General features: G+C 39.3%; 20 protein-coding genes and 1 tRNA gene. 12 read left to right on the top strand and 9 right to left on the bottom strand.

Annotation, left to right across the window (positions count from 1 at the left end; all coding sequences use genetic code 11):
• Nucleotides 1–170: 170 nt before the first annotated feature.
• Nucleotides 171–650 carry a leucine-responsive transcriptional regulator Lrp gene (gene lrp, locus ACJJVZ_RS10180; protein ID WP_033014887.1) on the bottom strand — a complete coding sequence of 160 codons (480 nt, stop codon included), beginning with the start codon at nt 648–650 and terminating at the stop codon, nt 171–173.
• A 142-nt stretch (nt 651–792) separates the two neighbouring features.
• On the opposite strand from lrp, the gene ald reads away from it, so the two are divergent.
• Nucleotides 793–1,914, top strand: coding sequence for an alanine dehydrogenase (gene ald / locus ACJJVZ_RS10175; protein WP_077537734.1), 1,122 nt, complete (start codon nt 793–795; stop codon nt 1,912–1,914).
• Nucleotides 1,915–2,018: 104 nt separating this feature from the next.
• Here the strand turns inward: ald and pssA are convergent, their stop codons facing one another.
• Nucleotides 2,019–3,344, bottom strand: a complete 1,326-nt coding sequence (pssA, locus tag ACJJVZ_RS10170; protein WP_405600168.1) for a CDP-diacylglycerol--serine O-phosphatidyltransferase — start codon at nt 3,342–3,344, stop codon at nt 2,019–2,021.
• A 297-nt stretch (nt 3,345–3,641) separates the two neighbouring features.
• Between pssA and trxB the strand changes: the two genes are divergently transcribed.
• From trxB to infA, 4 genes are all read left to right on the top strand, one after another.
• Nucleotides 3,642–4,592 (top strand): thioredoxin-disulfide reductase, encoded by a 951-nt coding sequence (gene trxB / locus ACJJVZ_RS10165; RefSeq protein WP_077537732.1) that lies wholly within the window; start codon nt 3,642–3,644, stop codon nt 4,590–4,592.
• Between the two features lie 95 nt (nt 4,593–4,687).
• A complete protein-coding gene (aat, locus tag ACJJVZ_RS10160; RefSeq protein ID WP_138584587.1) occupies nt 4,688–5,404 on the top strand; it encodes a leucyl/phenylalanyl-tRNA--protein transferase in 717 nt (238 codons plus the stop codon).
• Nucleotides 5,397–6,101 carry an arginyltransferase gene (locus tag ACJJVZ_RS10155; protein ID WP_182702560.1) on the top strand — a complete coding sequence of 235 codons (705 nt, stop codon included), beginning with the start codon at nt 5,397–5,399 and terminating at the stop codon, nt 6,099–6,101. The genes aat and ACJJVZ_RS10155 overlap by 8 nt, the downstream gene beginning before the upstream one ends.
• Nucleotides 6,102–6,191: 90 nt before the next feature.
• On the top strand, nt 6,192–6,410 hold the full coding sequence (gene infA / locus ACJJVZ_RS10150; RefSeq protein ID WP_002962494.1) for a translation initiation factor IF-1: 219 nt from the start codon (nt 6,192–6,194) through the stop codon (nt 6,408–6,410).
• Between the two features lie 230 nt (nt 6,411–6,640).
• Here infA and clpA read toward each other — a convergent pair whose 3' ends face one another.
• Complete coding sequence (gene clpA, locus ACJJVZ_RS10145; RefSeq protein ID WP_077537729.1) at nt 6,641–8,902, bottom strand: ATP-dependent Clp protease ATP-binding subunit ClpA; 2,262 nt, start codon at nt 8,900–8,902, stop codon at nt 6,641–6,643.
• 231 nt (nt 8,903–9,133) lie between these two features.
• Complete coding sequence (clpS, locus tag ACJJVZ_RS10140; RefSeq protein WP_007585109.1) at nt 9,134–9,442, bottom strand: ATP-dependent Clp protease adapter ClpS; 309 nt, start codon at nt 9,440–9,442, stop codon at nt 9,134–9,136.
• Between the two features lie 209 nt (nt 9,443–9,651).
• On the opposite strand from clpS, the gene cspD reads away from it, so the two are divergent.
• Nucleotides 9,652–9,870, top strand: coding sequence for a cold shock domain-containing protein CspD (cspD, locus tag ACJJVZ_RS10135; RefSeq protein ID WP_077537728.1), 219 nt, complete (start codon nt 9,652–9,654; stop codon nt 9,868–9,870).
• 523 nt (nt 9,871–10,393) lie between these two features.
• Nucleotides 10,394–12,616 (top strand): NADP-dependent isocitrate dehydrogenase, encoded by a 2,223-nt coding sequence (locus ACJJVZ_RS10130; RefSeq protein ID WP_405600161.1) that lies wholly within the window; start codon nt 10,394–10,396, stop codon nt 12,614–12,616.
• Nucleotides 12,617–12,738: 122 nt separating this feature from the next.
• Here the strand turns inward: ACJJVZ_RS10130 and ACJJVZ_RS10125 are convergent, their stop codons facing one another.
• The 4 genes from ACJJVZ_RS10125 to ACJJVZ_RS10110 form a co-directional block, all read right to left on the bottom strand.
• Nucleotides 12,739–13,980 (bottom strand): amidohydrolase family protein, encoded by a 1,242-nt coding sequence (locus ACJJVZ_RS10125; protein WP_405600158.1) that lies wholly within the window; start codon nt 13,978–13,980, stop codon nt 12,739–12,741.
• A gap of 12 nt (nt 13,981–13,992) precedes the next feature.
• Complete coding sequence (locus ACJJVZ_RS10120) at nt 13,993–15,375, bottom strand: amidohydrolase (RefSeq protein WP_077537725.1); 1,383 nt, start codon at nt 15,373–15,375, stop codon at nt 13,993–13,995.
• A 100-nt stretch (nt 15,376–15,475) separates the two neighbouring features.
• The gene (locus tag ACJJVZ_RS10115) at nt 15,476–16,261 is read right to left on the bottom strand and encodes a hypothetical protein (protein WP_193155229.1); all 786 of its coding nucleotides are present in this window, start codon (nt 16,259–16,261) and stop codon (nt 15,476–15,478) included.
• Nucleotides 16,262–16,537: 276 nt separating this feature from the next.
• The gene (locus tag ACJJVZ_RS10110) at nt 16,538–17,230 is read right to left on the bottom strand and encodes a DUF445 domain-containing protein (RefSeq protein ID WP_405600154.1); all 693 of its coding nucleotides are present in this window, start codon (nt 17,228–17,230) and stop codon (nt 16,538–16,540) included.
• A 124-nt stretch (nt 17,231–17,354) separates the two neighbouring features.
• Here ACJJVZ_RS10110 and ACJJVZ_RS10105 point away from each other — a divergent pair, with 124 nt between their 5' ends.
• A complete protein-coding gene (locus ACJJVZ_RS10105) occupies nt 17,355–18,215 on the top strand; it encodes a fructosamine kinase family protein (protein WP_273047083.1) in 861 nt (286 codons plus the stop codon).
• 137 nt (nt 18,216–18,352) lie between these two features.
• A complete protein-coding gene (locus ACJJVZ_RS10100; protein ID WP_077537721.1) occupies nt 18,353–18,556 on the top strand; it encodes a CPXCG motif-containing cysteine-rich protein in 204 nt (67 codons plus the stop codon).
• Nucleotides 18,557–18,563: 7 nt separating this feature from the next.
• Here ACJJVZ_RS10100 and ACJJVZ_RS10095 read toward each other — a convergent pair whose 3' ends face one another.
• Nucleotides 18,564–19,190, bottom strand: coding sequence for a riboflavin synthase subunit alpha (locus ACJJVZ_RS10095; protein WP_405600151.1), 627 nt, complete (start codon nt 19,188–19,190; stop codon nt 18,564–18,566).
• 128 nt (nt 19,191–19,318) lie between these two features.
• On the opposite strand from ACJJVZ_RS10095, the gene ACJJVZ_RS10090 reads away from it, so the two are divergent.
• From ACJJVZ_RS10090 to ACJJVZ_RS10080, 3 genes are all read left to right on the top strand, one after another.
• Nucleotides 19,319–20,674 carry an MATE family efflux transporter gene (locus tag ACJJVZ_RS10090; RefSeq protein WP_193155225.1) on the top strand — a complete coding sequence of 452 codons (1,356 nt, stop codon included), beginning with the start codon at nt 19,319–19,321 and terminating at the stop codon, nt 20,672–20,674.
• The gene (locus ACJJVZ_RS10085; RefSeq protein ID WP_405600147.1) at nt 20,652–21,704 is read left to right on the top strand and encodes a DUF3080 family protein; all 1,053 of its coding nucleotides are present in this window, start codon (nt 20,652–20,654) and stop codon (nt 21,702–21,704) included. The genes ACJJVZ_RS10090 and ACJJVZ_RS10085 overlap by 23 nt, the downstream gene beginning before the upstream one ends.
• 111 nt (nt 21,705–21,815) lie before the next feature.
• Nucleotides 21,816–21,892: transfer RNA gene (locus tag ACJJVZ_RS10080), tRNA-Val, on the top strand.
• The last annotated feature ends 98 nt before the right edge of the window (nt 21,893–21,990 follow it).

The raw sequence follows: 21,990 nt of genomic DNA, 5'->3' as shown, positions 1-21,990 counted from the left end.
TTTTACTTAGCCCACTAGGTTACAAACCTCGCGCCGTGATTAAATCGCCCCTAGATTGAACAAATTTTAATCCACAAAGGTCAACAGGCCCTAGCCTTGATGGCCTGATTATGAACACGTTTTTATAATTTAGGTAGATAAAAGCAAATGTCAGCCTATTATAAATACTGTTAAGCAATATACGGGCGAATAATTACACCTTCTTCACCTTTTACTTCTTCCATAACTACATAAGTACGACTTTCACTTACGTTGGGTAGTTTTAATAATATGTCACCTAAAACCCCTCGATACTCTGACATATCGTTAACGCGCGTTTTAAGTAAAAAGTCGAAGTTACCCGACACCAAATGACACTCTATGATCTCTTCGTGCTTTTTAACGGCTGCACTGAACTCGTCAAATACGTCGGGAGAGGTTTTGGTAATCGTTACTTCTACATACACCGACAAACCTTGTCCAAGCTTAGCTGGATCGACCACTGCTTTGTAGCCAAGTATGTAGCCTTCTCGCTCTAGCTTTTTCACTCGCTCTAGACAGGGCGTGGCGCTTAGGCCAACTCGTCTGGCCAGTTCAACATTTGACAGGCGCCCATCATGTTGTAGTTCCATCAAAATTTTACGGTCAATTCTATCTAATAACTGATGCATAGCACTCATTAGTTTTTTATACTGTTTATTTTATTTATTTAGATAATAACACTAGATTTGACTTTAAAAAAGGTGAGACACACGGGCTTGTCATGAATATAATAGTGAAAAATGTTAATCCGTTCTTAATAAGGCAAATGTTATGATTATTGGTGTACCTAAAGAAATAAAAAACCATGAATACCGTGTAGGTATGGTCCCTGCTAGTGTTCGTGAATTAGTAAATCACGGCCACCAAGTGATTGTAGAAACTGATGCAGGTATGGGCATTGGTTTTACTAACGAAGATTACACGCAAGCCGGTGCTGAAATTTTAGCAACTGCGGCTGATGTTTTTGCTAAAGCAGACATGATTGTAAAAGTAAAAGAGCCACAAGCTGTTGAACGTGCAATGCTTCGTGAAGACCAAATTCTTTTCACTTACTTACACCTTGCGCCTGATCTTCCACAAACTGAAGACCTTGTTAAAAGCAAAGCTATTTGTATCGCATACGAAACTGTAACTGACTCTCGCGGTGGCTTACCGCTTCTTGCGCCTATGAGCGAAGTAGCTGGTCGTATGTCTATTCAAGCTGGTGCACAAGCACTAGAAAAATCTAACCACGGTCGTGGCATGCTATTAGGTGGCGTACCAGGGGTTGAAGCGGCTAAAGTTGTTATCATTGGCGGCGGCATGGTTGGTCGTAGCGCAGCTCAAATGGCTGTTGGCCTTGGTGCTGAAGTGGTCGTTCTTGATCGTAACATCGACGTATTACGTGCACTAGATGCGCAATTTGGTAATAAAGTTAAAGCAATTTACTCAACTGCTGATGCACTTGAAAAACACGTACTAGAAGCTGATTTAGTAATAGGTGGCGTACTTATCCCAGGTGCAGCTGCACCTAAACTAGTCACTGCTGCGCACATTAAAGCAATGAAACCTGGTTCTGCAATTGTTGACGTTGCAATCGACCAAGGTGGCTGTATTGCAACTTCTAAAGCAACGACGCATGCTGATCCTACTTTCATCGTTGATGAAGTTGTTCACTACTGTGTTGCTAACATGCCAGGTGCTGTTCCACGCACATCTACGTTTGCACTTAACAATGCAACATTGCCTTTCATTATTAATCTTGCAAACAAAGGTTATAAAAAAGCGCTACTAGATGACGCTCACTTCTTAAAAGGCTTAAACGTAATTAAAGGCCAAGTAACTTATAAAGAAGTAGCACAAGCGTTCAACATGGAATATGTTGATCCACGCACAGCGGTAGAAAACGCCTAATTTAGCGTTTTCTAGTTAGGCTTTAACAGCCTAACCCTAAACAATAAAAAGCAGCTATTAAGCTGCTTTTTTTTGTCTAGATTTTGAATCTTGTACAGGCTGGTTTAGATAAAACGCTTAATTATAAAATCTACTTTTACGCGCTTAGCTTGACCAAGTAGTTTTTTAACTGGTTGCGGGTAATCATCCATTGTTTCTAAATCATCTGGGCCTGTTAAACGACGGCAGTGTTGTAAAATTTCCTGCTTTTCGTTATCAATGGCCTGCATAATTGTTTGCTCTGGATCTTCTATTAAAATACCGTTTTCGATATCAAGACCCCATGCGCGTGGATTAAGGTTATGCCCACTTAGTAAATGTTTTGTTCTATCTGAACAAATACCTTTTAAATGAAACGAATTACTTTCATCTTTCCACAAATACACATTTAAATTACCGTTATCGATATGGCGCTTTTGCGTTTTTACAAATTTATGCAAAATGGTTTCGTATAAATAAGGTAATGCCCCTATTTTACTAAACGGCTCGCTTGGCGGCATATAAAAGTCGTTTGCTGTTTTATCGCCCACAATAATAGTAACCTGCTTACCTTGCTTTAATAATCGACGCAACGAACGCATCAGCGGCGCCGGAAAATTAAAGTATGGCGTATACAACACAAGTTCTTGTTCAGTGGTGTCAAATAACGCTTTTATTACACGGTTTAACTCGTTATTACGACGACCAAGCCCTAAAAATAAACGAATGCCTAATGCTTGCTTATTTTGCTGCTCTGCTACGCTGTAATTCGCAACTTTTAAATCACGCATTAATTGCTTTTGCTCTAACTTAAAGTCGTTTAAACGCTTAAGTGGGCGTGTATCTATTCGTGGCACAGCTATTGAGCTTAGTAAATTTGTTTCAATAAACGCAATTATAGAGTTGCACAGCTCTCTCTGCGTTATTAAAAAGTAGCGATCGAGTCTGTAGCGATCGTTGTACTGCAAGTACACGTTGTTTAAGCTTGCGCCGCTGTAAAGTAAGGTATCGTCAATCACAAAACCTTTTAAATGCAATACGCCAAATAACTCTTTGGCTTTTACAGGTACGCCATAAACTTGCACATTTGAATTAAATTTTTCTAAATAGTCGCAATATAAACTTGCGTTACCGTCTGATTTTTCAGCGCCAATAAGGCCACGTTGCGCACGATGAAAATCCACCAACACTTTTATTTCAAGTGCAGGGTTTGCTAATGACACACGGTGCAACGCATCTAAAATTTCGCGACCTGCTTCATCATCTTGTAAATACAACGCAGTGATGTAGATACGTTTTTTTGCATTGCTAATTAAACGTAGTAATTGCGTACGGTAATCTTGCGCATTGGTTAAGACGTTAACGTCTTTTGAAGTCAACCCGAATGCGGGTTTTTCCTGCCAAAATAACATAGTTGCCTATTCACTTGGGTCACATGATCTATCAGTGACAAATAAAATTAGGTAAAACATAACAAAAAAAATCAAAGTGGTCATGAATTAACGTTGTTTTGTTGCTTGTTAGTCTATTTATTGAGCTACTTTGCTTTATTCGTTCTCAAAGTAACAATTATCAGTACACAATATTGCACAGCTTTTCGATTTACGAAAAAAAATAATCACGGATTTTGTTTACTTCTGCCTTGTTTTTCTTAGAATCAAGCGCATTAAGAGCATATTAAATACCGTATTAAACGTTTAGGAAAAATAATGACTGAAGCAAAACATTGTAAGCTACTAATTTTAGGCTCTGGCCCAGCTGGTTATACTGCCGCAGTATACGCAGCACGTGCAAATTTAAACCCTGTTTTAATTACCGGCATTCAACAAGGCGGTCAATTAACAACCACCACTGAAGTTGAAAACTGGCCAGGTGATGCACACGGTTTAACAGGGCCTGCATTGATGGATCGCATGAAAGAACACGCTGAACGCTTTGAAACTGAAATTGTGTTTGATCACATTAATAAAGTAGATGTATCTAAGCGCCCTTTCACACTAACTGGCGACCAAGGTACTTACACATGTGATGCATTAATTATTGCAACAGGTGCGTCTGCTAAATACTTAGGCCTAGAGTCTGAGACTAACTTCCAAGGCCGTGGTGTTTCGGCGTGTGCTACCTGTGATGGCTTTTTCTATAAAGGGCAAAAAGTAGCGGTTGTTGGTGGTGGTAATACAGCGGTTGAAGAAGCGCTTTACTTATCGAACATTGCTGATGAAGTTCATGTTATTCACCGCCGCGACAGTTTCCGCAGTGAAAAAATACTTGCTGACCGTCTTGCTGAAAAAGCAAAGAACGGTAACGTAGTAATGCACTACAACCGCACGCTTGACGAAGTATTAGGCGATCAAATGGGCGTAACAGGTGTTCGTATTAAAGATGCCCACTCTGATGCAACTGAAGAGCTCGATTTAGCCGGCGTATTTATCGCGATTGGTCACAAACCAAATACTGATATGTTTGTGGGTCAACTAGAAATGAAAGATGGCTACTTAGTTGTAGAGTCTGGTCTTCACGGCAACGCAACGCAAACAAGTGTAGAAGGCGTTTTTGCTGCAGGTGATGTGTCTGACCACATTTACCGTCAAGCAATCACATCTGCGGGCACAGGCTGTATGGCAGCCCTTGATGCTGAGCGATTCTTAGATAACTTATAAGTAAATAAAATAATAATTGAGGGCTGTCATTCAGCCCTTTTTTTATGTCTAAAATATAGTTACACTTTTATGAACAATTATAAAATAAGCACTGTATGAGAAACCAGCTATACCAATTAAGCGAAACCGATATAGCATTCCCCAATCCGGAATATGCATTAACATCTCCCGACGGCTTGTTAGCAATTGGCGGAGATTTGAGTTTGCCACGCCTGAGTAACGCGTACAAAAGTGGAATATTCCCTTGGTTTAGTGAAGACGAGCCTATTATGTGGTGGTCACCCAGCGAGCGCGGTATTTTTGAGCTCGATGATTTTCATATAAGTAAAAGTCTGCGTAAGCATTTAAAAAAGCACCCTGTAAAAGTAACCATTAATAATGCCTTTGAAGAGGTGATAGAAGCATGTCGCGATCAACGCCTTGATACCGATGGCACTTGGATCACCTCTGACATGCTTGATGCGTACACCAATGCCCATAATGCGGGCATTGCTCATAGCTTAGAGGTTTGGAGCAACGGTGAGCTTGCAGGTGGCTTATACGGCATTATGCAAAATGGTGTATTTTGTGGTGAGTCAATGTTTCATCATCAAACCAATTGCTCCAAGCTTGCTATGTGGGCACTTGTAAATTGGCTTAAACGCCATAATGCACATTTTATTGACTGCCAACTAGAAAACCCTTATTTAATGACTTTAGGTGCAAAAGTAGTCCCTCGTTCAAAATTTTTGACTAAACTCAAAGCAGCACGCACCTATACTCTTAATCCAATTATGTGGCAACCACAGGAGCTTAACGCAATCTATGAATGAACAGCTTCCAGCACGCGTGGGTTTAAGCCAAGAGTTTGACTGCAGTTATTTACCCAACCGCCAAGAACAACTTCTCGTTATTCTGGATCCCAGTTGCTATAGCGCTGATAAGTTTGAGTTGTTATTGGGCCTAGGTTTTCGTCGCAGCGGTAACCAAATATACCGCCCACACTGTCCTGTGTGCAGTGAATGCAGCTCAGTACGAATATTAGCTCAAGAGTTTATGCCTTCAAAATCACAAAAACGTAAACTAAACAAAGCAAAAACGCAGTTTGAGATAAAATATTCCAGCATAGAAAAAAAAGAATACTACCCACTGTACAGTAAGTACATAAGCCTCCGTCATCAGGATGGAAGTATGTATCCGCCTGAAAAAGCGCAGTTTCAAAGTTTTTTGTTTTGCAACTGGTTAGACATAACATTTATCGAGTTATGGCATCAAGACGAACTCGTCGCTGTAGCCGTAACTGATTGTATGCAAAAGGCTATTTCTGCAATCTACACCTTTTTTGACCCTGACTTTGATCACTATAGCTTAGGCTCAGTAATGATATTACAACAGTTAAAATTTGCGAAAAAGCAAAATAAGCAATATGTATATTTAGGTTATCAAATTGATGAATGCGATAAAATGAAGTACAAAACCCAGTTTTTACCCGCGCAAAAACAGGTAAATGATGAGTGGCTGGCTATTTAATTTGCAAATATAGCCCCTGCGCCTTTACTTATTGGCGTATTTTGGGCAAAATCTGCATCGTTTAACTATTAAAGAGGTGTTACGCTAAACATGGCGAAAGAAGACGTAATCGAAATGCAAGGGACTGTCCTTGATACTTTACCAAATACAATGTTCCGAGTTGAGCTAGAAAATGGTCACGTAGTTGTGGCTCACATTTCAGGCAAAATGCGCAAAAACTATATCCGTATTTTAACCGGCGATAAAGTAACGGTAGAAATGACGCCTTACGATTTATCGAAAGGCCGTATCGTATTCCGTGCTCGCTAAGTAAGTGCGTAAACGAGATTTAGTTTTTGGCTAGTATTTAACTAGCTTTAAGCGTTTATTAAATGTAATTGATGGATACTAACCAGCAATTACATTTAATAAACAAAAAACCCAGCTTTGTGCTGGGTTTTTTGTTGCTCGTAAAAATATAGCGATAAAAAATGGCCCACTATTAATTTAGTGGGCCATTTTATTTTTGAACTAATTTTAACAGAGCAAAAAGGGTGTGACTAAGCCGGTGTTAAATTGCTTTCATAATCAAAGCGAATTTTCTTATCTTTAACCGATATTTTCACCGTACCGCCATCAACAAGTTCACCAAAGAGTATTTCGTTAGCTAATTGCTTTTTAAGCTCTTCTTGAATAACACGTGCCATTGGACGTGCACCCATTGCTTTGTCGTAGCCTTTATCTGCCAGCCATTCTCGTGCTTTAGAAGTAAGCTCAAGGTTAACCGATTTTTTATCAAGCTGCGCTTGAAGCTCCACAATAAATTTATCTACAACAAGTAAAATAACATCACGTTCAAGGTGGTTAAACCAAATAATATTATCTAAGCGATTTCTAAATTCTGGCGAGAATACTTTATTAATTTCGCCCATTGCATCGTGAGTATGATCTTGCTCACTAAAGCCAATCGACTTACGCGTGGTTTCTTGCACGCCCGCATTGGTCGTCATTACCACCACGACGTTTCTAAAGTCAGCCTTACGACCGTTATTATCGGTTAATGTACCGTGATCCATTACCTGTAGCAGGATGTTGTAAATATCAGGATGCGCTTTTTCAATCTCATCAAGAAGAACAACTGCATGCGGGTTTTTAATAACGGCTTCAGTTAATAAACCACCTTGCTCAAAACCAACGTAACCTGGTGGTGCACCAATTAAACGGCTTATTGCGTGGCGTTCAACATATTCCGACATATCAAAACGGATAAACTCAACACCCATACACTTAGCCAATTGCTTAGTGACTTCTGTTTTACCTACTCCAGTGGGCCCTGCAAATAAGAACGAACCTACGGGTTTTTCTTCACTCGATAAGCCAGAACGAGATAAACGGATAGCAGATGTAAGCGCATCAATAGATTGATCTTGACCAAACACCAGCATTTTAAGGTTACGGTCTAGATTTTTAAGCGTTTCTTTGTCTGTAGACGATACACTTTGCGGTGGAATACGTGCCATTTTAGAAATAATAAGCTCAATGTCTGCCACACCAATGGTTTTTTTGCGTTTAGAACTAGGCTGCAGCCGCTGACTGGCACCCGCTTCATCAATAACGTCAATGGCTTTATCAGGCAAATGGCGTTCATTAATGTATTTTGCGCTTAATTCAGCAGCCGCTTTTAACGCTTTTTGAGTATAACGAATACCATGGTGCTCTTCGTAACGCTCTTTTAAACCATTAAGGATTTTAGTGGTATCGGCAACACTTGGTTCAAGTACATCAATTTTTTGAAAGCGGCGTACTAACGCGCGGTCTTTCTCAAAAATATTTTTGTACTCGTTATACGTTGTCGAACCCATACAACGTAATTTACCACTAGAGAGTAGCGGTTTAAGTAAATTGGAGGCATCCATAACGCCGCCCGATGCTGCGCCTGCACCAATAATGGTATGGATTTCATCAATAAACAAAATAGAACCTGGTTGCGCTTGCAGCTCTTTTAGTAGACTTTTAAAGCGTTTTTCAAAATCGCCACGGTATTTAGTGCCCGCAAGTAATGCGCCCATATCCAATGAATACACAACAGCATCAGCAATCACTTCAGGTACTTGCTTATTGACAATGCGATACGCCAGGCCTTCAGCAATGGCTGTTTTACCAACACCGGCTTCACCAACCAGTAATGGGTTGTTCTTTTTGCGACGGCACAATACTTGTACCGTGCGCTCTACTTCGCTATCGCGCCCAATGAGTGGGTCAATATTACCATCGCGCGCTTGGGCGTTTAAGTTGGTCGTAAAGCTATCTAGCTTGCTTGCTTCTTCGTTTTGAACTTCTTGTACTTCTTCATGAATATCATCGGTGTCATCACCTAACTCATCATCCGCTTTAGAAATACCATGCGAAATAAAGTTAACAATGTCTAAACGCGATACGTCATTCTTTTTGAGTAAATAAACCGCTTGGCTTTCCTGTTCAGAAAAAATAGCAACCAGTACGTTTACGCCTGTGACTTCGTTTTTACCTGACGATTGCACATGAAATACTGCACGCTGTAGTACACGCTGAAAACCAAGCGTAGGCTGGGTTTCACGCTCTTCTTCTAAATCAGGAATGACAGGTGTTGTTTCATCGATAAATTCAAGTAATTCGGTTTTTAGCCCTGAAATATGAACACCACACGCATTTAAAGCCTCTCCCGCTGAAGGATTGTCTAATAGCGCAAGTAAAAGGTGCTCTACGGTCATAAACTCATGACGACGAGTGCGCGCTTCACGAAACGCGGCATTTAAAGTAAGTTCTAAGTCTTTGTTTAGCATTGGCAACCCCTTACTGAGATAATAATTTATACCACAACAATCGGATGATTGATCACCCTAATCGGTATTTATACCAATTGCATTAAATTAGTGGCCTGTTATAGCGCTAAGGAAATAGCTTAGTAATAAGGCAAAAATTACAAATATAATTGTTCTATATGTATAATTTTTAACGAAGTTAATAAGTTATTTAATCCGCTAAAATGGTCATGCTTTTAATAAAATTGGTATTTATTCCTGCTCACAACTACAAAGCAGTGGATGCTCGTTATCACGCGCATAGCGGTTAACTTGTTCAGCTTTGGTGTGGGCCACATCGGCGCTATAAACACCACAAATGCCTTTACCTTTTTCGTGAACTTGAAGCATCACGTCAGTTGCTCTATCGCTATCCATATTAAAAAACGTCGTTAAAACTTCTATCACAAAGTCCATCGGCGTGTAGTCGTCGTTATTTAAAACAACTTTGTATTTTCGCGGTGGCTGTAGCTTTTGCTTTTCACTATCGCGAACGGTGTCTATTACACCTGAATCTTTCATTCCACTCATAAGTAAATATAGTCTTGTCTTTGTAACTCAAGCAAACTTGAATAAAAAATAAATTAAATGTTAAATAAATAACTCAAAAAACTTGACTGACTGTCTAAATAAACTACAGTCAACCTTAGATTGATTAAACCTTAATCAGTCTAGCAAATTATACAATTTAGATTAACTAAATTAGTCAACTTATTGAAGGATGTAGAAGTATGGCTTGCGGTAAAGTTAAATGGTTTAACAACGCTAAAGGTTTTGGTTTCATCGTAGAAGACGGCTGTGAGAATGATATTTTCGCCCATTATTCAACAATTGTAATGGACGGTTATAAAACACTTAAAGCTGGTCAAGATGTAACTTTCGAATTAGAACAAGGCCCTAAGGGCTTACACGCTACCAATATTGCCCCTGATGGCGACATTATTGTGTAACTGTAATTCTTTCGACTAAAGCGAGTGACCTATTTAAGATCCTCGCTTAATTCCCTTACCCACACTCATCTCATTTCTTCTACCTCTATTAATTGCCTCATTCTGTGTAAATTCAACCCTTTTACTTGAATTTATTTTATATACCCCAATGTTCTAACTGAGATCTGTTTATATACATACTCGCAGTTTCAAGACCTAGCCCTTTTTATTCAAGCTTGTTACACTCTTGGGGCTCAAAACAACATATAAACATAACAATTAAGCAGGCCATTTAGTACAAAGCGCAGCTTATGCTAAAGGCTAATTTGTTTTTATTGCTTTTTTAGCTATAAATATCGTATCAGTTGGTCAGGTGTGACTATTCGCTTTATAAAAAAGCAATTATGAGTACCAACACCTAACAAACTATTCATTACTTAAATGCCCTTTTTATTAGACGTTTAATAATTGTGGTATTGAAAAAGTAATGACTTTCTTTGCATTGTTGAATAAGGCCTTTAAGGTCTACTATCTAGGAATGATGATGACATCAAAAATTATCTATACAAAAACGGACGAAGCGCCGGCACTAGCAACCTATTCGTTGCTACCTATCATCCAAGCATATACAAATGCGGCGGGTGTTGAAGTTGAAACTCGCGACATTTCATTAGCAGGTCGTGTAATTGCTAGCTTCCCTGATTATTTAACACAAGAACAACGTATTGGTGATGCACTTGCTGAACTTGGCGAGCTTGCTAAAACACCACAAGCGAACATCATCAAATTACCAAATATCAGTGCATCTGTACCACAGCTTCGCGCCGTAATTAAAGAGCTTCAAGCAAAAGGTTACGCGCTTCCAGAATACCCTGTTGAACCTAAAAATGATGAAGAAAAAGCAATTCAAGCTGCTTACGACAAAATTAAAGGCAGTGCAGTAAACCCAGTATTACGTGAAGGTAACTCAGATCGTCGCGCGCCAGGTTCTGTAAAAGAATATGCACGTAACAACCCACATTCAATGGGTGCGTGGAGCAAAGATTCTCAGTCTTACGTTGCAAGCATGAGCGACGGTGACTTTTTTGGTTCTGAGCAATCAGTGACTGTTGATGCTGCAACAGATGTGCGTATTGAACATATTGCAACGAACGGCGACGTTACTGTACTTAAACAAAGCACACCTCTTTTAGCTGGCGAAGTTATTGATGCATCAAGTATCAGTGCTTCTAAGCTTCAAGCTTTTTTAGCGGCTGAAATTGATGCTGCTAAAGAAAAAGGTGTTTTATTCTCGCTTCATATGAAAGCGACAATGATGAAAGTATCTGATCCAATCATCTTTGGTCACGCTGTTAAAGTATTCTACAAAGATGTATTTGCTAAACACGGTGAGCTTTTTGAAGAGCTTGGTGTTGATGTAAATAATGGTTTAGGCGATGTATATTCTAAAATTCAAACATTAGATGATGCTAAGCGTGAAGAAATTGAAGCAGACATTCAAGCTGTTTACGCTAACCGCCCTGCTATTGCTATGGTTGACTCCGATCGTGGTATTACAAACCTACACGTACCAAGTGACGTGATCATTGATGCCTCTATGCCTGCTGCAATCCGTTCAAGCGGTCAAATGTGGAATAACGATGGTAAATTACAAGACACCAGCTTTGTAATTCCAGATCGTTGTTACTCTAGTGTTTACCAAGCAACTATTGATTTTTGTAAAGAAAATGGCGCGTTTGACCCAACTACAATGGGTAGCGTGCCAAACGTTGGCCTGATGGCTCAAAAAGCGGAAGAATACGGTTCACACGATAAAACGTTTGAAGCTAAAGCAAACGGTTCTATCCGTGTTGTTGATGCAAATAGCAATACATTACTTGAACACAGTGTTGAGCAAGGCGATATCTGGCGTATGTGTCAGGTTAAAGACGCACCAATTCAAGATTGGGTTAAGCTTGCAGTAAATCGTGCACGCGCAACAGGCGTTCCAGCTATTTTTTGGTTAGACGAAAATCGTTCGCACGATGCTGAGCTAATCAAAAAAGTAAATAAATACCTAGCAGATCACGATACATCTGGCCTAGAGATTCAAATTTTAGCACCGCTTGAAGCAACATTGTTCTCATTAGCGCGTATTAAAGAAGGTAAAGACACCATTTCTGTAACAGGTAACGTGTTACGCGATTACCTTACCGATTTATTCCCAATTTTAGAGTTGGGTACGAGTGCTAAAATGCTTTCAATTGTTCCACTTATGAACGGCGGTGGCTTATTTGAAACTGGCGCAGGTGGTTCTGCACCTAAGCATGTTCAACAATTCGAAAAAGAAAACCACTTACGTTGGGATTCTTTAGGTGAATTTTTAGCACTTGCTGCATCACTTGAGCACCTAAGCGTAACTACGGGTAACAACAAGGCACAAGTGCTTGCTGATACACTAGATAAAGCAACAGGTACTTTCTTAGCAGAAAACAAGTCTCCTTCACGTAAAGTGAAAGAAATTGATAACCGTGGTTCTCATTTCTTCCTATCTTTGTTCTGGGCACAAGAACTTGCTAAGCAAAATGATGATAGTGAACTTAAAGCACAGTTTACGCAAATTGCTAGCGACCTTGAGTCTAACAAAGAGCAAATAGTAAGTGAGCTTAACGATGCGCAAGGCCCTGCAGTTGATTTAGGTGGTTACTTCCAGCCTAACGATGATGCGGCCTTTAAAGCAATGCGTCCAAGCACTACATTTAACGATATTCTTGCTAAATTAGTATAAATATTGGTTTAAACTTAAAAGCCGCTTACTTGTAAAAGTAAGCGGCTTTTTTGTCTAAATTTTACAAACAAAAAGGCCGCTATTTATAAAATAGCGGCCTTTCAATAGTTAAGATATATTAGTTATTTAGTGTATGCACGTGGCATTTTAGAATCAGTCGTATAACGGTCGCGCAGTTTATCTTGGCGAGATTGTGTAGAGATCTCTTCACCATTAATAAACATTTTGCTCACGTGGCTACTCAGTTCAAACGGGTCGTTACTCCACATAACTACATCAGCGGCTTTACCTACTTCAAGGCTACCTGCATTTATACCAAACACATCAGCAACGTTTGATGTAACCGCTTTTAACGCACCTTGCTGGCTCATACCGTACGATACGGCATTGCCCGCATCAAAACGTAATTGATACATGTTGTGACTTGCATCGCCACCTACTGTTAATAATACTTTAACGCCTGCTTTTTCAAGTATGCCTGCATTATATAAACTAGCATGAAGTGAATCAAAACTTGCTGGTAAGCTATCCATTGCGCTAATAATTACTGGAATATTTGCTTTTGCAACACGCTCTTTAACAACAACCGCATCTTGTGCGCCATTAAGGACTAGATTAATACCAAATTGCTCTTTTACTTTAATAAGCTCAACAATATCTGCTGCACGAGAAACGCCTACAACTAATGGCATTTTGCCGCTAAGGACTTTAGCCATTACTTTATCTTCCGTACTTGGCTTATCGTCGTCTTTTTTAGCTTTTTTGCTTGCCTTGGTTTTGTGTTCATCAAGCTTATTAATAAGTGTTTGCAAAGTAAAAGCACGAGAGCCTTTACTTCGTTCACCTAAGTACACAATTAAAGCAGCCTGTTTTTGCATGTTGCTATCAAAACTGCCACTTAAATCAACCACACTTGCAAGACCTGCAAAAATGCTATCACCACCATGCGGAGTAATAACATCGCGTGTAATACCGCCTTTGCGTGCATAAGGAATTAAGCTCGAATGTGGATTGAAAGCAAGGCTCACATCAAAGTCAATATCAGCTTTGTCATCGCCAGCATCGCGCGAACCGGCAACAGCGCCAACTTCCACAAGCCCTAGCTGATTTGCACTTGCAATAAAGCCTGGCGTTACAATTTGACCTTTTGCGTCAATAATTGTGTCAGCGTTAATTTCGCTTGGATTAATCGCGGTGATTTTGCCATCCGTCATAACAATGCTTGCCGACTTTAGTACACCTTGCTCGGTAGACGTGTGCAATGTTGCGTTAATAATTGCTAACGATTGTGCGCTTATAGCACCTGATGCCAGTAATCCGGCAGCAACCAGAGAAAGCGAAAACGAACGTGATAAATTTTTCATTCTGGGAGCTCCTTATTGTTGACCTAACATAAAATCACTTGTTGCTTGAAAAGCGCTGTCGTTTCTATCGTAAACTTTTGCACCATCAACAAACACTTGTTCAGCTTTAGCATAAACACTAAACGGGCTTTGATTCCATATAACAACATCGCCTTGCTTACCCGCTTCAAGCGATCCTGTTTTGTCATCTATACCTAGTGACTTAGCAGCGTTAGCCGTGATCCATTTAATCGCGTGTTGCTCAGAAATATCAAAACCGTTTTCGTTAGCACGGAACATAACTTTGCCGGCCTCTTGGTTTAAGCGCTGGATCGTTGTGTCAGAATCTGAATGGACAACTGCACACGAGTTCTTAACCGCATCAACAATGGCAACATTCTCTTGAACCATGTCGTAGGCTTCCATTTTAAAGCCCCACCAGTCTGGCCAAAGTGCAGCACACGAGCCATTTTGGGCAAGTAAGTCAGCAATTTTATATGCTTCAATACCGTGATGAAAAGTGCCTGCGTGATAATTAAACTCTTTTGATAGGTCAATCATCATTGCCATTTCTTCAGCTTTATAACAATGGTTGTGAATACGTACTTCACCTTCAAGCACGCCGCGCAGGGTATCGTGTTTAATATCACGCATTGGAGCGTCTGGATTTAAACCGGCTTCATAATCGGCATCGTATTTATCCCATGCGCGCTTATACTCACTCGCTTCAGCCCACGCCATGCGATAGCCAGCCATGTTACCCATACGCGTTGAAGGTAATACGCCTTGACGACCATAAACACGTTTTGGATTTTCGCCACACGCCATTTTTAAACCATATGGCGCATCAGGAAATTTCATACCTTGCATAGTATGCGATGGTACGTTTTTAAGTGTAACCCCTCGTCCACCAAATAAATTAGCTGAGCCAGGTAAAATTTGCAGTGATGTAATACCGCCTTCGCGTGCACGATTAAAACCTGGATCTTGTGGCCAAACAGAATGCTCAACCCACACTTCAGCAGTGTTAGGACTGGTCATTTCATTACCATCTTGATGCGACTCAACCGACGGGCTTGGGTATGCACCTAAGTGTGAATGTACATCAATAATACCTGGTGTTACCCACTTGCCTTGCGCATCAATTGTAATATCAGCAGTGGCAGTTAAATCTTTACCTACTTGTTGTACTTTACCGCCAACAAGCAATACATCAGCATCATCTAAACGCTCACCAGTACCTGTTAGTACGGTTGCATTGGTAATTAATGTGCTTGATGTAGCAACTGGCTGATAAGTACTTGGATAAGGGTTTTTATTGATTGTTATTTTATCGTCTTGCGGGCCGTTTTCTTGGCAACCTACAAGTGCAGCGGCTAAGCCAACTGCTAATAAAGAGGGAGCAAATTTTTGCATGTTGTTTGATTCTCCTGTTTTTTTGCTACTTTAACGAAAGCTAAACCATAAAGCCAAAAAAACAGGTGAAAACGCAGTTAATTAAGGTGAATTTCTGTGATTATTTTTTTATATAATTGTTATACAGCTTTTCAAGCGCTCCTTCGGTTGTAAGCGACGGATCTTTAGCAATAAAATGCTTAACCGTACGTGTTACAAAATCAGAATTTTGCTTGTGCAATTTAGAAAAGTCTTTAATAAGTGTATTACCATCTTTAGCTGCCGTGACTTTGTCATGGCGATGACGATACTGGCTCAGTGCTTTATTAAAATCGCCTTGGTAGTCTTCAACCAAGATCTTATAAAAATCACTTTTCTGTACGTTTAAATCATTGATGCAGTAATTTAACGCTTCTTTAAAGTCGGTAAATATCATACCTTCTACATCAAACTCTTTTGTTTTTTCTCGTACTGCCACCTTGGCATCTTCTGTCGCATAGCTAAAACCAGTAAAAGCCAAACGCTCTGCCGCTTCTTTGCCTAATTTCATACCAGCTTGAATACTATGGGCAAACTCATCGCTCATGTCGCCAAGCTCGCTTTCCTCCCACATATTATAAACACGCAGTGGTTTAGCGTATTTAGTGGCAAGCTTTTTTTTCATTTTAGTAAAGCGCTCGTCGATGGTCATTAACCTTTCGTTATGTAAAAGTGCATGACACTCATAACAGGCAGGAATGGATATAAAATCAGCCTCCTCGCCTAAATCAACAATGCTTTGCAGCATATGCAAAGGCGGACAATGATCGCGCTCTGTTGCTTCACAGCCACAATAAAAACACTGGTTAAAATGTTGCTGATCACAGGCATACGCTTGTTGATAATAGCTGGCTAACGTTTTACTCACCGTTACTCCTAAAAAACACGACTAAATTATGGGGGCGATAATAACAGCCTGAAAAAATAAGTTATACCAATTGCATTAAATTAGTGATCTATTATTGCGCTAAGAAAATAGCGCAATAATAAGGCGAGAATTATGACGTGCAGTTATTCTACACGAATAATTTTTAACGCAGTGAGGGCGCTATTTAATGCGATAGAATGATGATGTTTTTAACAAAATTGGTATTTGTAGCTATAAAATACTTTTAATAGCATTATTTGATAGCTCAGCCTGTGCTTAAATCACGGCCGCGATTAAACCAAATAACCCACCAAACACACCGCCCCACACGACAAGCCAGCCTAGGTGCTCGCGGATCATGGTTTGAATAATCTCTTTAACCATTTTAGGGGTTAGCTCATCTAATCGCTCATCCACTAATTTAAGCACTGTATTGTGTAAACCTTCTGCGCTATTACCTTGCGAAATCGTTTGGGTAACAAGGGCTTTAAAGTTGTCAGTTTGAGATATTTCACCAAGCGATAGTTGCATTTTTTCAATGAACTTCTCACGCATTGGTTCTATTGCAGCAGTACCGCCAAACATGCTAAGCATGCTCCCAAACTGAGATTGCTCTATTACCTCTAACAAATTGTCGAATGCCGGATTTAAATCAACATGACTGATTATGGGTTCAAAGTCGATATTTGGCTGTGCTTTATTTAGTAGATTATTAATTTTTTGCTCTGAAAAAAACTCCGTTAATATTAAGTTTCTTATGGCACTTTTAAAGCTTTCAAACTTAAGCGCGATTACGCCGGATCCATATAAAAAAGGGACTTTTTCAAACAACATATGAATAGCTAATAAATTAGTTACCGCGCCCGAAAGTGCAAATAAACCAACAGATAACACAATTGCTTGATCGAGTATAAAACCCGCAACAACAAATAAACCCGCTAGCAAATTGGTTATTAAACTTTTGTTCATTTTTACTCCATTTAATTAAGTGCAATTTTTATGCAGTTAGCTATTAATTTTACAACGTTTAGATTGTTAAATTAATCCCTTTTTGCCATAGTTTAAGTATCTGTTCAAAAGACGAGCGATTGTTATGTGGAAAACAGTCAACGAGCACATCAGTATTGCCATTAATGATGACTTCAAACACACCTATAAGCGCCAATTACAAAGCACCAATACAGACAAACTATTTCATCTTACCAACGATACGCATAATTTTTTAGTGAAAATAGCGCTAAAAAGTGAACTTGACCGATTAGAAAGTGAATCTATTGGTTTAAAGCTTCTCGCGCAAAATAGCCATTTTATAATTCCTGACTGTATTGTAACGGGTGCAAACATAGAGTTCTCGTTTATTGTTACGCAATGGCAAAAGCTTGATCAACAGCCCCACTCAACATGGAATGATATGGGGAAAAACCTCGCTTATATGCACCAAAAACACGATCAAGCAATGTTCGGTTTTGATGTTGATAATTACTTAGCAACCACAGTACAACCCAATAGATGGCATAAAAAATGGGATGTGTTTTATGCCGAAGAACGTATTGGCTGGCAACTGCAGCTACTCGCTGAAAAAGGTATTCGTTTTATTGAACCCGAGCGCTTAATAAATACTGTAAAAGAGCAGCTTCATAGTCATCGTGTAACACCATCGCTACTGCATGGTGACTTTTGGCGAGGTAATATGGGCTTTGTAAGCACAATGCCCAGCCTATTTAATCCTGCATGTTATTATGGTGATCGGGAAGTCGATATTGCAATGAGTGAGCTATTTGCTCCACTACCTGACGATTTTTATGCCGCCTATGATCAGCAATACCCTCTTTCAAAAAATTATCATAAACGTAAATTAGTTTACCAGTTGTATCCAATTTTAAATCACGCCAATATTTTTGCTGGTCACTATCTTACTGAAGCTAAACAACATATAGAAAAGCTTATGCAATAGGTGTAAATAAACTGTCATAACACGCCAAACAGACTATATTTAAAGGGTTCTAAGGAGTTCAGTTTTACGTCATTAAGCCATGGTTAGAATAAAATAAATTTCAAACTCTGCTTAAGCTATCTGTAATTGGAGTGATTATGAAAAACTTTTTATCACAACGAATCGCTTGTCCACACTGTGGACACCACATTCATTTAGATCTAGACGCAAGCATGGGCGATCAGGACTACATTGAAGATTGCGCTGCCTGCTGTAACCCAATTCATTTAAATATGCATATAGATCATGCTAACAATAAATTAGAGTTACATGTAGACAGCGACGACGAACAAATATTTTAGTATAAATCTAACTCTGATGGCGTAAGTAGTTTTCTACCGTGTTTACAATAGTGTAAGTTTGCTGATCAACTTCAATATTTAGCTTATTACCCACTTGCGCTGCACCAATATTAGTAATAGCGAGTGTTTCAGGTATTAGGTGTAACCAAAAGCCTTGTTCGTCAACCTCACCCACCGTTAAACTTGCGCCATTTATAGATACAAAGCCTTTATACAACACATATTTTTGCCACTCTTTTGGCAAACTCAGTTGAATTTTACAGTTGTTCTCAAGCTTAACTATTTGAGATATATTTGACGTACAATGAATATGCCCAGACACAATATGCCCACCAAGCTCAGTACCAAACGTTACTGAGCGTTCGAAGTTAACTAAACTCCCCAGCTCAAGCAAGCCTAGGTTGGTTAACTTGAGCGTTTCGTCAATAACATCAAAATGTACTTGCGCGACCACGTCATGATTACCTAGCTCAACTTGCACAACAGTTAAGCAACAGCCATTTATAGCAATGCTTGCGCCTAAATCTAGATGCTTAACGTATTCATCGCTTACCGATATAACTAACCGTAAAACGCCGTCGGTTTGCGTTTTAGAAACCACTGTTGCTTGTGTTTGCACTATTCCTGTAAACATAAAATCACTTTAAATTATTACAAAGTGATAGTTTAACGTATCAACTTATAAAATCATTCACTACTGTGATTTTTATTTGAAACACAATAGATTACAATTGCGGCCTGTTTTACTTAATAGCTGTTTTTATGACCTTTTGTAATTGGGAAGCCAAGCGCTTACTCTCTCTTGCTCTTCCTGTTTTTTTAGCTCAAGTTACCCTTGTTTTAATGTCGGTGGTCGACACAATTATGGCCGGCCAAGTAAGTCCTACAGATTTAGCGGCGCTGTCTATCGCCACAGGTATTTGGAATCCTTTATTGCTTGCATTACAAGGCATTTTATTAGCGCTCACCGGTATCATTGCCCAGTGTGCAGGCGCGAATGACAAAAAAGGTATTAGCCATTATTTTCAACAAGCCCTTTACTTAACCCTACTATTAAGTGCTGCGGGGTTCGGTATCACTTATTTAGCCGACATGATTATATTAAGGCTCGATACCAGCCCTGCAATTGCAAGCCTTGCTTTTGACTACATTCATTTTGTTAAATGGGGTGTGTTCGGCTTTTTAATTTTTACCACTTACAGAAACATGACCGAAGGCATGGGTATGACCAAACCCGCTTTTTACATAAGCTTGCTGGGTTTAACGGTAAATATTCCGGTAAATTATATTTTTATAAATGGGTTATTTGGCTTACCTGCCTACGGCGGCGCGGGTTGTGGTATTGCAACAGCCATTGTTTTAACGGTTATGGCTATAGCACAAGTCACTTACTGCCAACTAAGTAAAAAAGTAGATGCTAAAAGCCTGCTTACTCCATTTGAAAAACCAAATTTAACCACCATTGCTACTATTACAAAATTAGGTATTCCAATTTCATTAGCTACCTTTTTTGAAGTAACCTTGTTTGCTTGTATCCCTCTATTTATAGCGCATTTAGGCGCTGTAGCTGTATCTGGTCATCAAATAGCAGCCAGTGTAACTACATTATTGTTTATGATGCCGCTAAGCCTTTCTATCGCTATTAGTATTCGTATTGGTAATTTATATGGTCAAAATCATTTAAAGCAATTAAGAGTCGCCGTGTCGACCAGCTATATTTTAGCAATTGTTATCGCACTGTTTTTAGCACTTATTACATTTACAGGTCGTGATTTAATTAGCCAGTTGTACACAGATAGTCCCGAAGTAATTGCCCTTGCTACCTCTATCATGATTTTAGCCTGTGTTTATCAACTACCTGATGCTCTGCAAGTAGCCGCAAACGGTATATTACGTGGTTTAAAATACACAGCGCCTATTTCGTATATCACTTTTATATCGTATTGGTTAATCGGCTTTAGCTTAGGTTACGTATTGGCAAGAACAGATATAATAGTGCCAGCAATGGGGCCACACGGTTTTTGGGTCGGAATAATAGTCGGACTAACCGTTGCCGCTGTATTGTTGATGCTCACAGTAAATAAGCGCTTTAAACGTGAACCATTCATTACTGAGTAAATTAACAATTAAACACTCACTACCAGCCGTTATGTTGCTGCTAGTGAGTGCTTTTGTACTTGTAAATTGCAGCAAAGCACCGAGTTCAATAAATAATACCTACACGGCGCGCTTAAGCAGTACCCTTAACACCTCCTCGATTACAGCAACACCGCTTGAACAACTTAAACTCATAAAACCGACGACCGTTAGCGAGGATAAAATTACCGTAAGCATTGTTGAACTTGCAGGACTTACCCACTGCGAACTTAATGTGCTTATAAGCGAGCACAATAATCAACTTGGAAAAACAGCCACGGCGGCGAGCCAATTAAAGTATCAAATAAATTTTATTCAAAGCGCTGATAATTGCTTAAATACGCTTGATGATAATACCTCCACTTATAAAAAAATAAATGATGCTAAAAATCAAAAACAAACACATCTAATCCATTACTTTAATAGCATGTTATTTAAAGAACCTGAGCTCAATCGGACTTGGTTACTTACATCTAATGAGCTTTCAACACACCCAGCAGGATTTAGCGACACCGTTGAGGCGCTTACACAGCTTGTTGCTATAAAAAAACGCATCAAATCTCAACAATTTAGTGAAATTAAAACTGATAGTTTATTTAATGCATTAGAGCAACTTAACAAATACAGATTTAATCAAGCACTTATTCAATCCGCTAGGCAACAAATAGTACTTAATAACAGCGCAACTCAGTTTATAAAAACAATAAGCTTCGACCACATTTGCCCAACAGGTAAAAATAAAAAAGAAGCTAAAATAATGAGCAATGTATTTCAAAAATATTACTTAACACACATTCAACCCTACCAAGCACAACTCACCGGATACCTTGAGGTATTACAACCGCTTTACAACCAGCTTTGGTTTGAAGAAACCGTAACCAGTAAGCAAATTAATAATTTACTTAAAGATGATTCACCTAATAATTTATTAAATCAATTAAAAAACTCCGCAGTAGATCACGCGGTTTGGTGGCAAAAATTTTATAAAACGTGTGAAATCAGTCCAATATGAATAAAAAAACGGCAAATAAACGTAAAAACGATAAACTTGCTTGATTCACCATCCGCCACGCTATATATTAGCGCCGTTGTTAAGTAATTAGCAACTTACTTAAATAGTAATACGACTGTAGCTCAGTTGGTTAGAGCACTACCTTGACATGGTAGGGGTCGGTGGTTCGAATCCACTCAGTCGTACCAACATTTAAGTTAAATAAAAGTACATCTGAAGGAAAAAGCACTACCTACTCTTGATCACCCGCTCCAAGAGTCAGTGGTTCGAATCCACTCAGTCGTAC

The organism is Pseudoalteromonas sp. Ld19, from assembly GCF_045064135.1.
GTDB lineage: Bacteria > Pseudomonadota > Gammaproteobacteria > Enterobacterales > Alteromonadaceae > Pseudoalteromonas > Pseudoalteromonas aliena.
This window is presented reverse-complemented; position numbering and strand designations above follow the sequence as displayed.

Coding starts and splice junctions, on each gene's coding strand:
- lrp (WP_033014887.1), bottom strand. CDS start 650: ATGCATCAGTTATTAGATAGAATTGACCGTAAAATTTTGATGGAACTA.
- ald (WP_077537734.1), top strand. CDS start 793: ATGATTATTGGTGTACCTAAAGAAATAAAAAACCATGAATACCGTGTA.
- pssA (WP_405600168.1), bottom strand. CDS start 3,344: ATGTTATTTTGGCAGGAAAAACCCGCATTCGGGTTGACTTCAAAAGAC.
- trxB (WP_077537732.1), top strand. CDS start 3,642: ATGACTGAAGCAAAACATTGTAAGCTACTAATTTTAGGCTCTGGCCCA.
- aat (WP_138584587.1), top strand. CDS start 4,688: ATGAGAAACCAGCTATACCAATTAAGCGAAACCGATATAGCATTCCCC.
- ACJJVZ_RS10155 (WP_182702560.1), top strand. CDS start 5,397: ATGAATGAACAGCTTCCAGCACGCGTGGGTTTAAGCCAAGAGTTTGAC.
- infA (WP_002962494.1), top strand. CDS start 6,192: ATGGCGAAAGAAGACGTAATCGAAATGCAAGGGACTGTCCTTGATACT.
- clpA (WP_077537729.1), bottom strand. CDS start 8,902: ATGCTAAACAAAGACTTAGAACTTACTTTAAATGCCGCGTTTCGTGAA.
- clpS (WP_007585109.1), bottom strand. CDS start 9,442: ATGAAAGATTCAGGTGTAATAGACACCGTTCGCGATAGTGAAAAGCAA.
- cspD (WP_077537728.1), top strand. CDS start 9,652: ATGGCTTGCGGTAAAGTTAAATGGTTTAACAACGCTAAAGGTTTTGGT.
- ACJJVZ_RS10130 (WP_405600161.1), top strand. CDS start 10,394: ATGACATCAAAAATTATCTATACAAAAACGGACGAAGCGCCGGCACTA.
- ACJJVZ_RS10125 (WP_405600158.1), bottom strand. CDS start 13,980: ATGAAAAATTTATCACGTTCGTTTTCGCTTTCTCTGGTTGCTGCCGGA.
- ACJJVZ_RS10120 (WP_077537725.1), bottom strand. CDS start 15,375: ATGCAAAAATTTGCTCCCTCTTTATTAGCAGTTGGCTTAGCCGCTGCA.
- ACJJVZ_RS10110 (WP_405600154.1), bottom strand. CDS start 17,230: ATGAACAAAAGTTTAATAACCAATTTGCTAGCGGGTTTATTTGTTGTT.
- ACJJVZ_RS10105 (WP_273047083.1), top strand. CDS start 17,355: ATGTGGAAAACAGTCAACGAGCACATCAGTATTGCCATTAATGATGAC.
- ACJJVZ_RS10100 (WP_077537721.1), top strand. CDS start 18,353: ATGAAAAACTTTTTATCACAACGAATCGCTTGTCCACACTGTGGACAC.
- ACJJVZ_RS10095 (WP_405600151.1), bottom strand. CDS start 19,190: ATGTTTACAGGAATAGTGCAAACACAAGCAACAGTGGTTTCTAAAACG.
- ACJJVZ_RS10090 (WP_193155225.1), top strand. CDS start 19,319: ATGACCTTTTGTAATTGGGAAGCCAAGCGCTTACTCTCTCTTGCTCTT.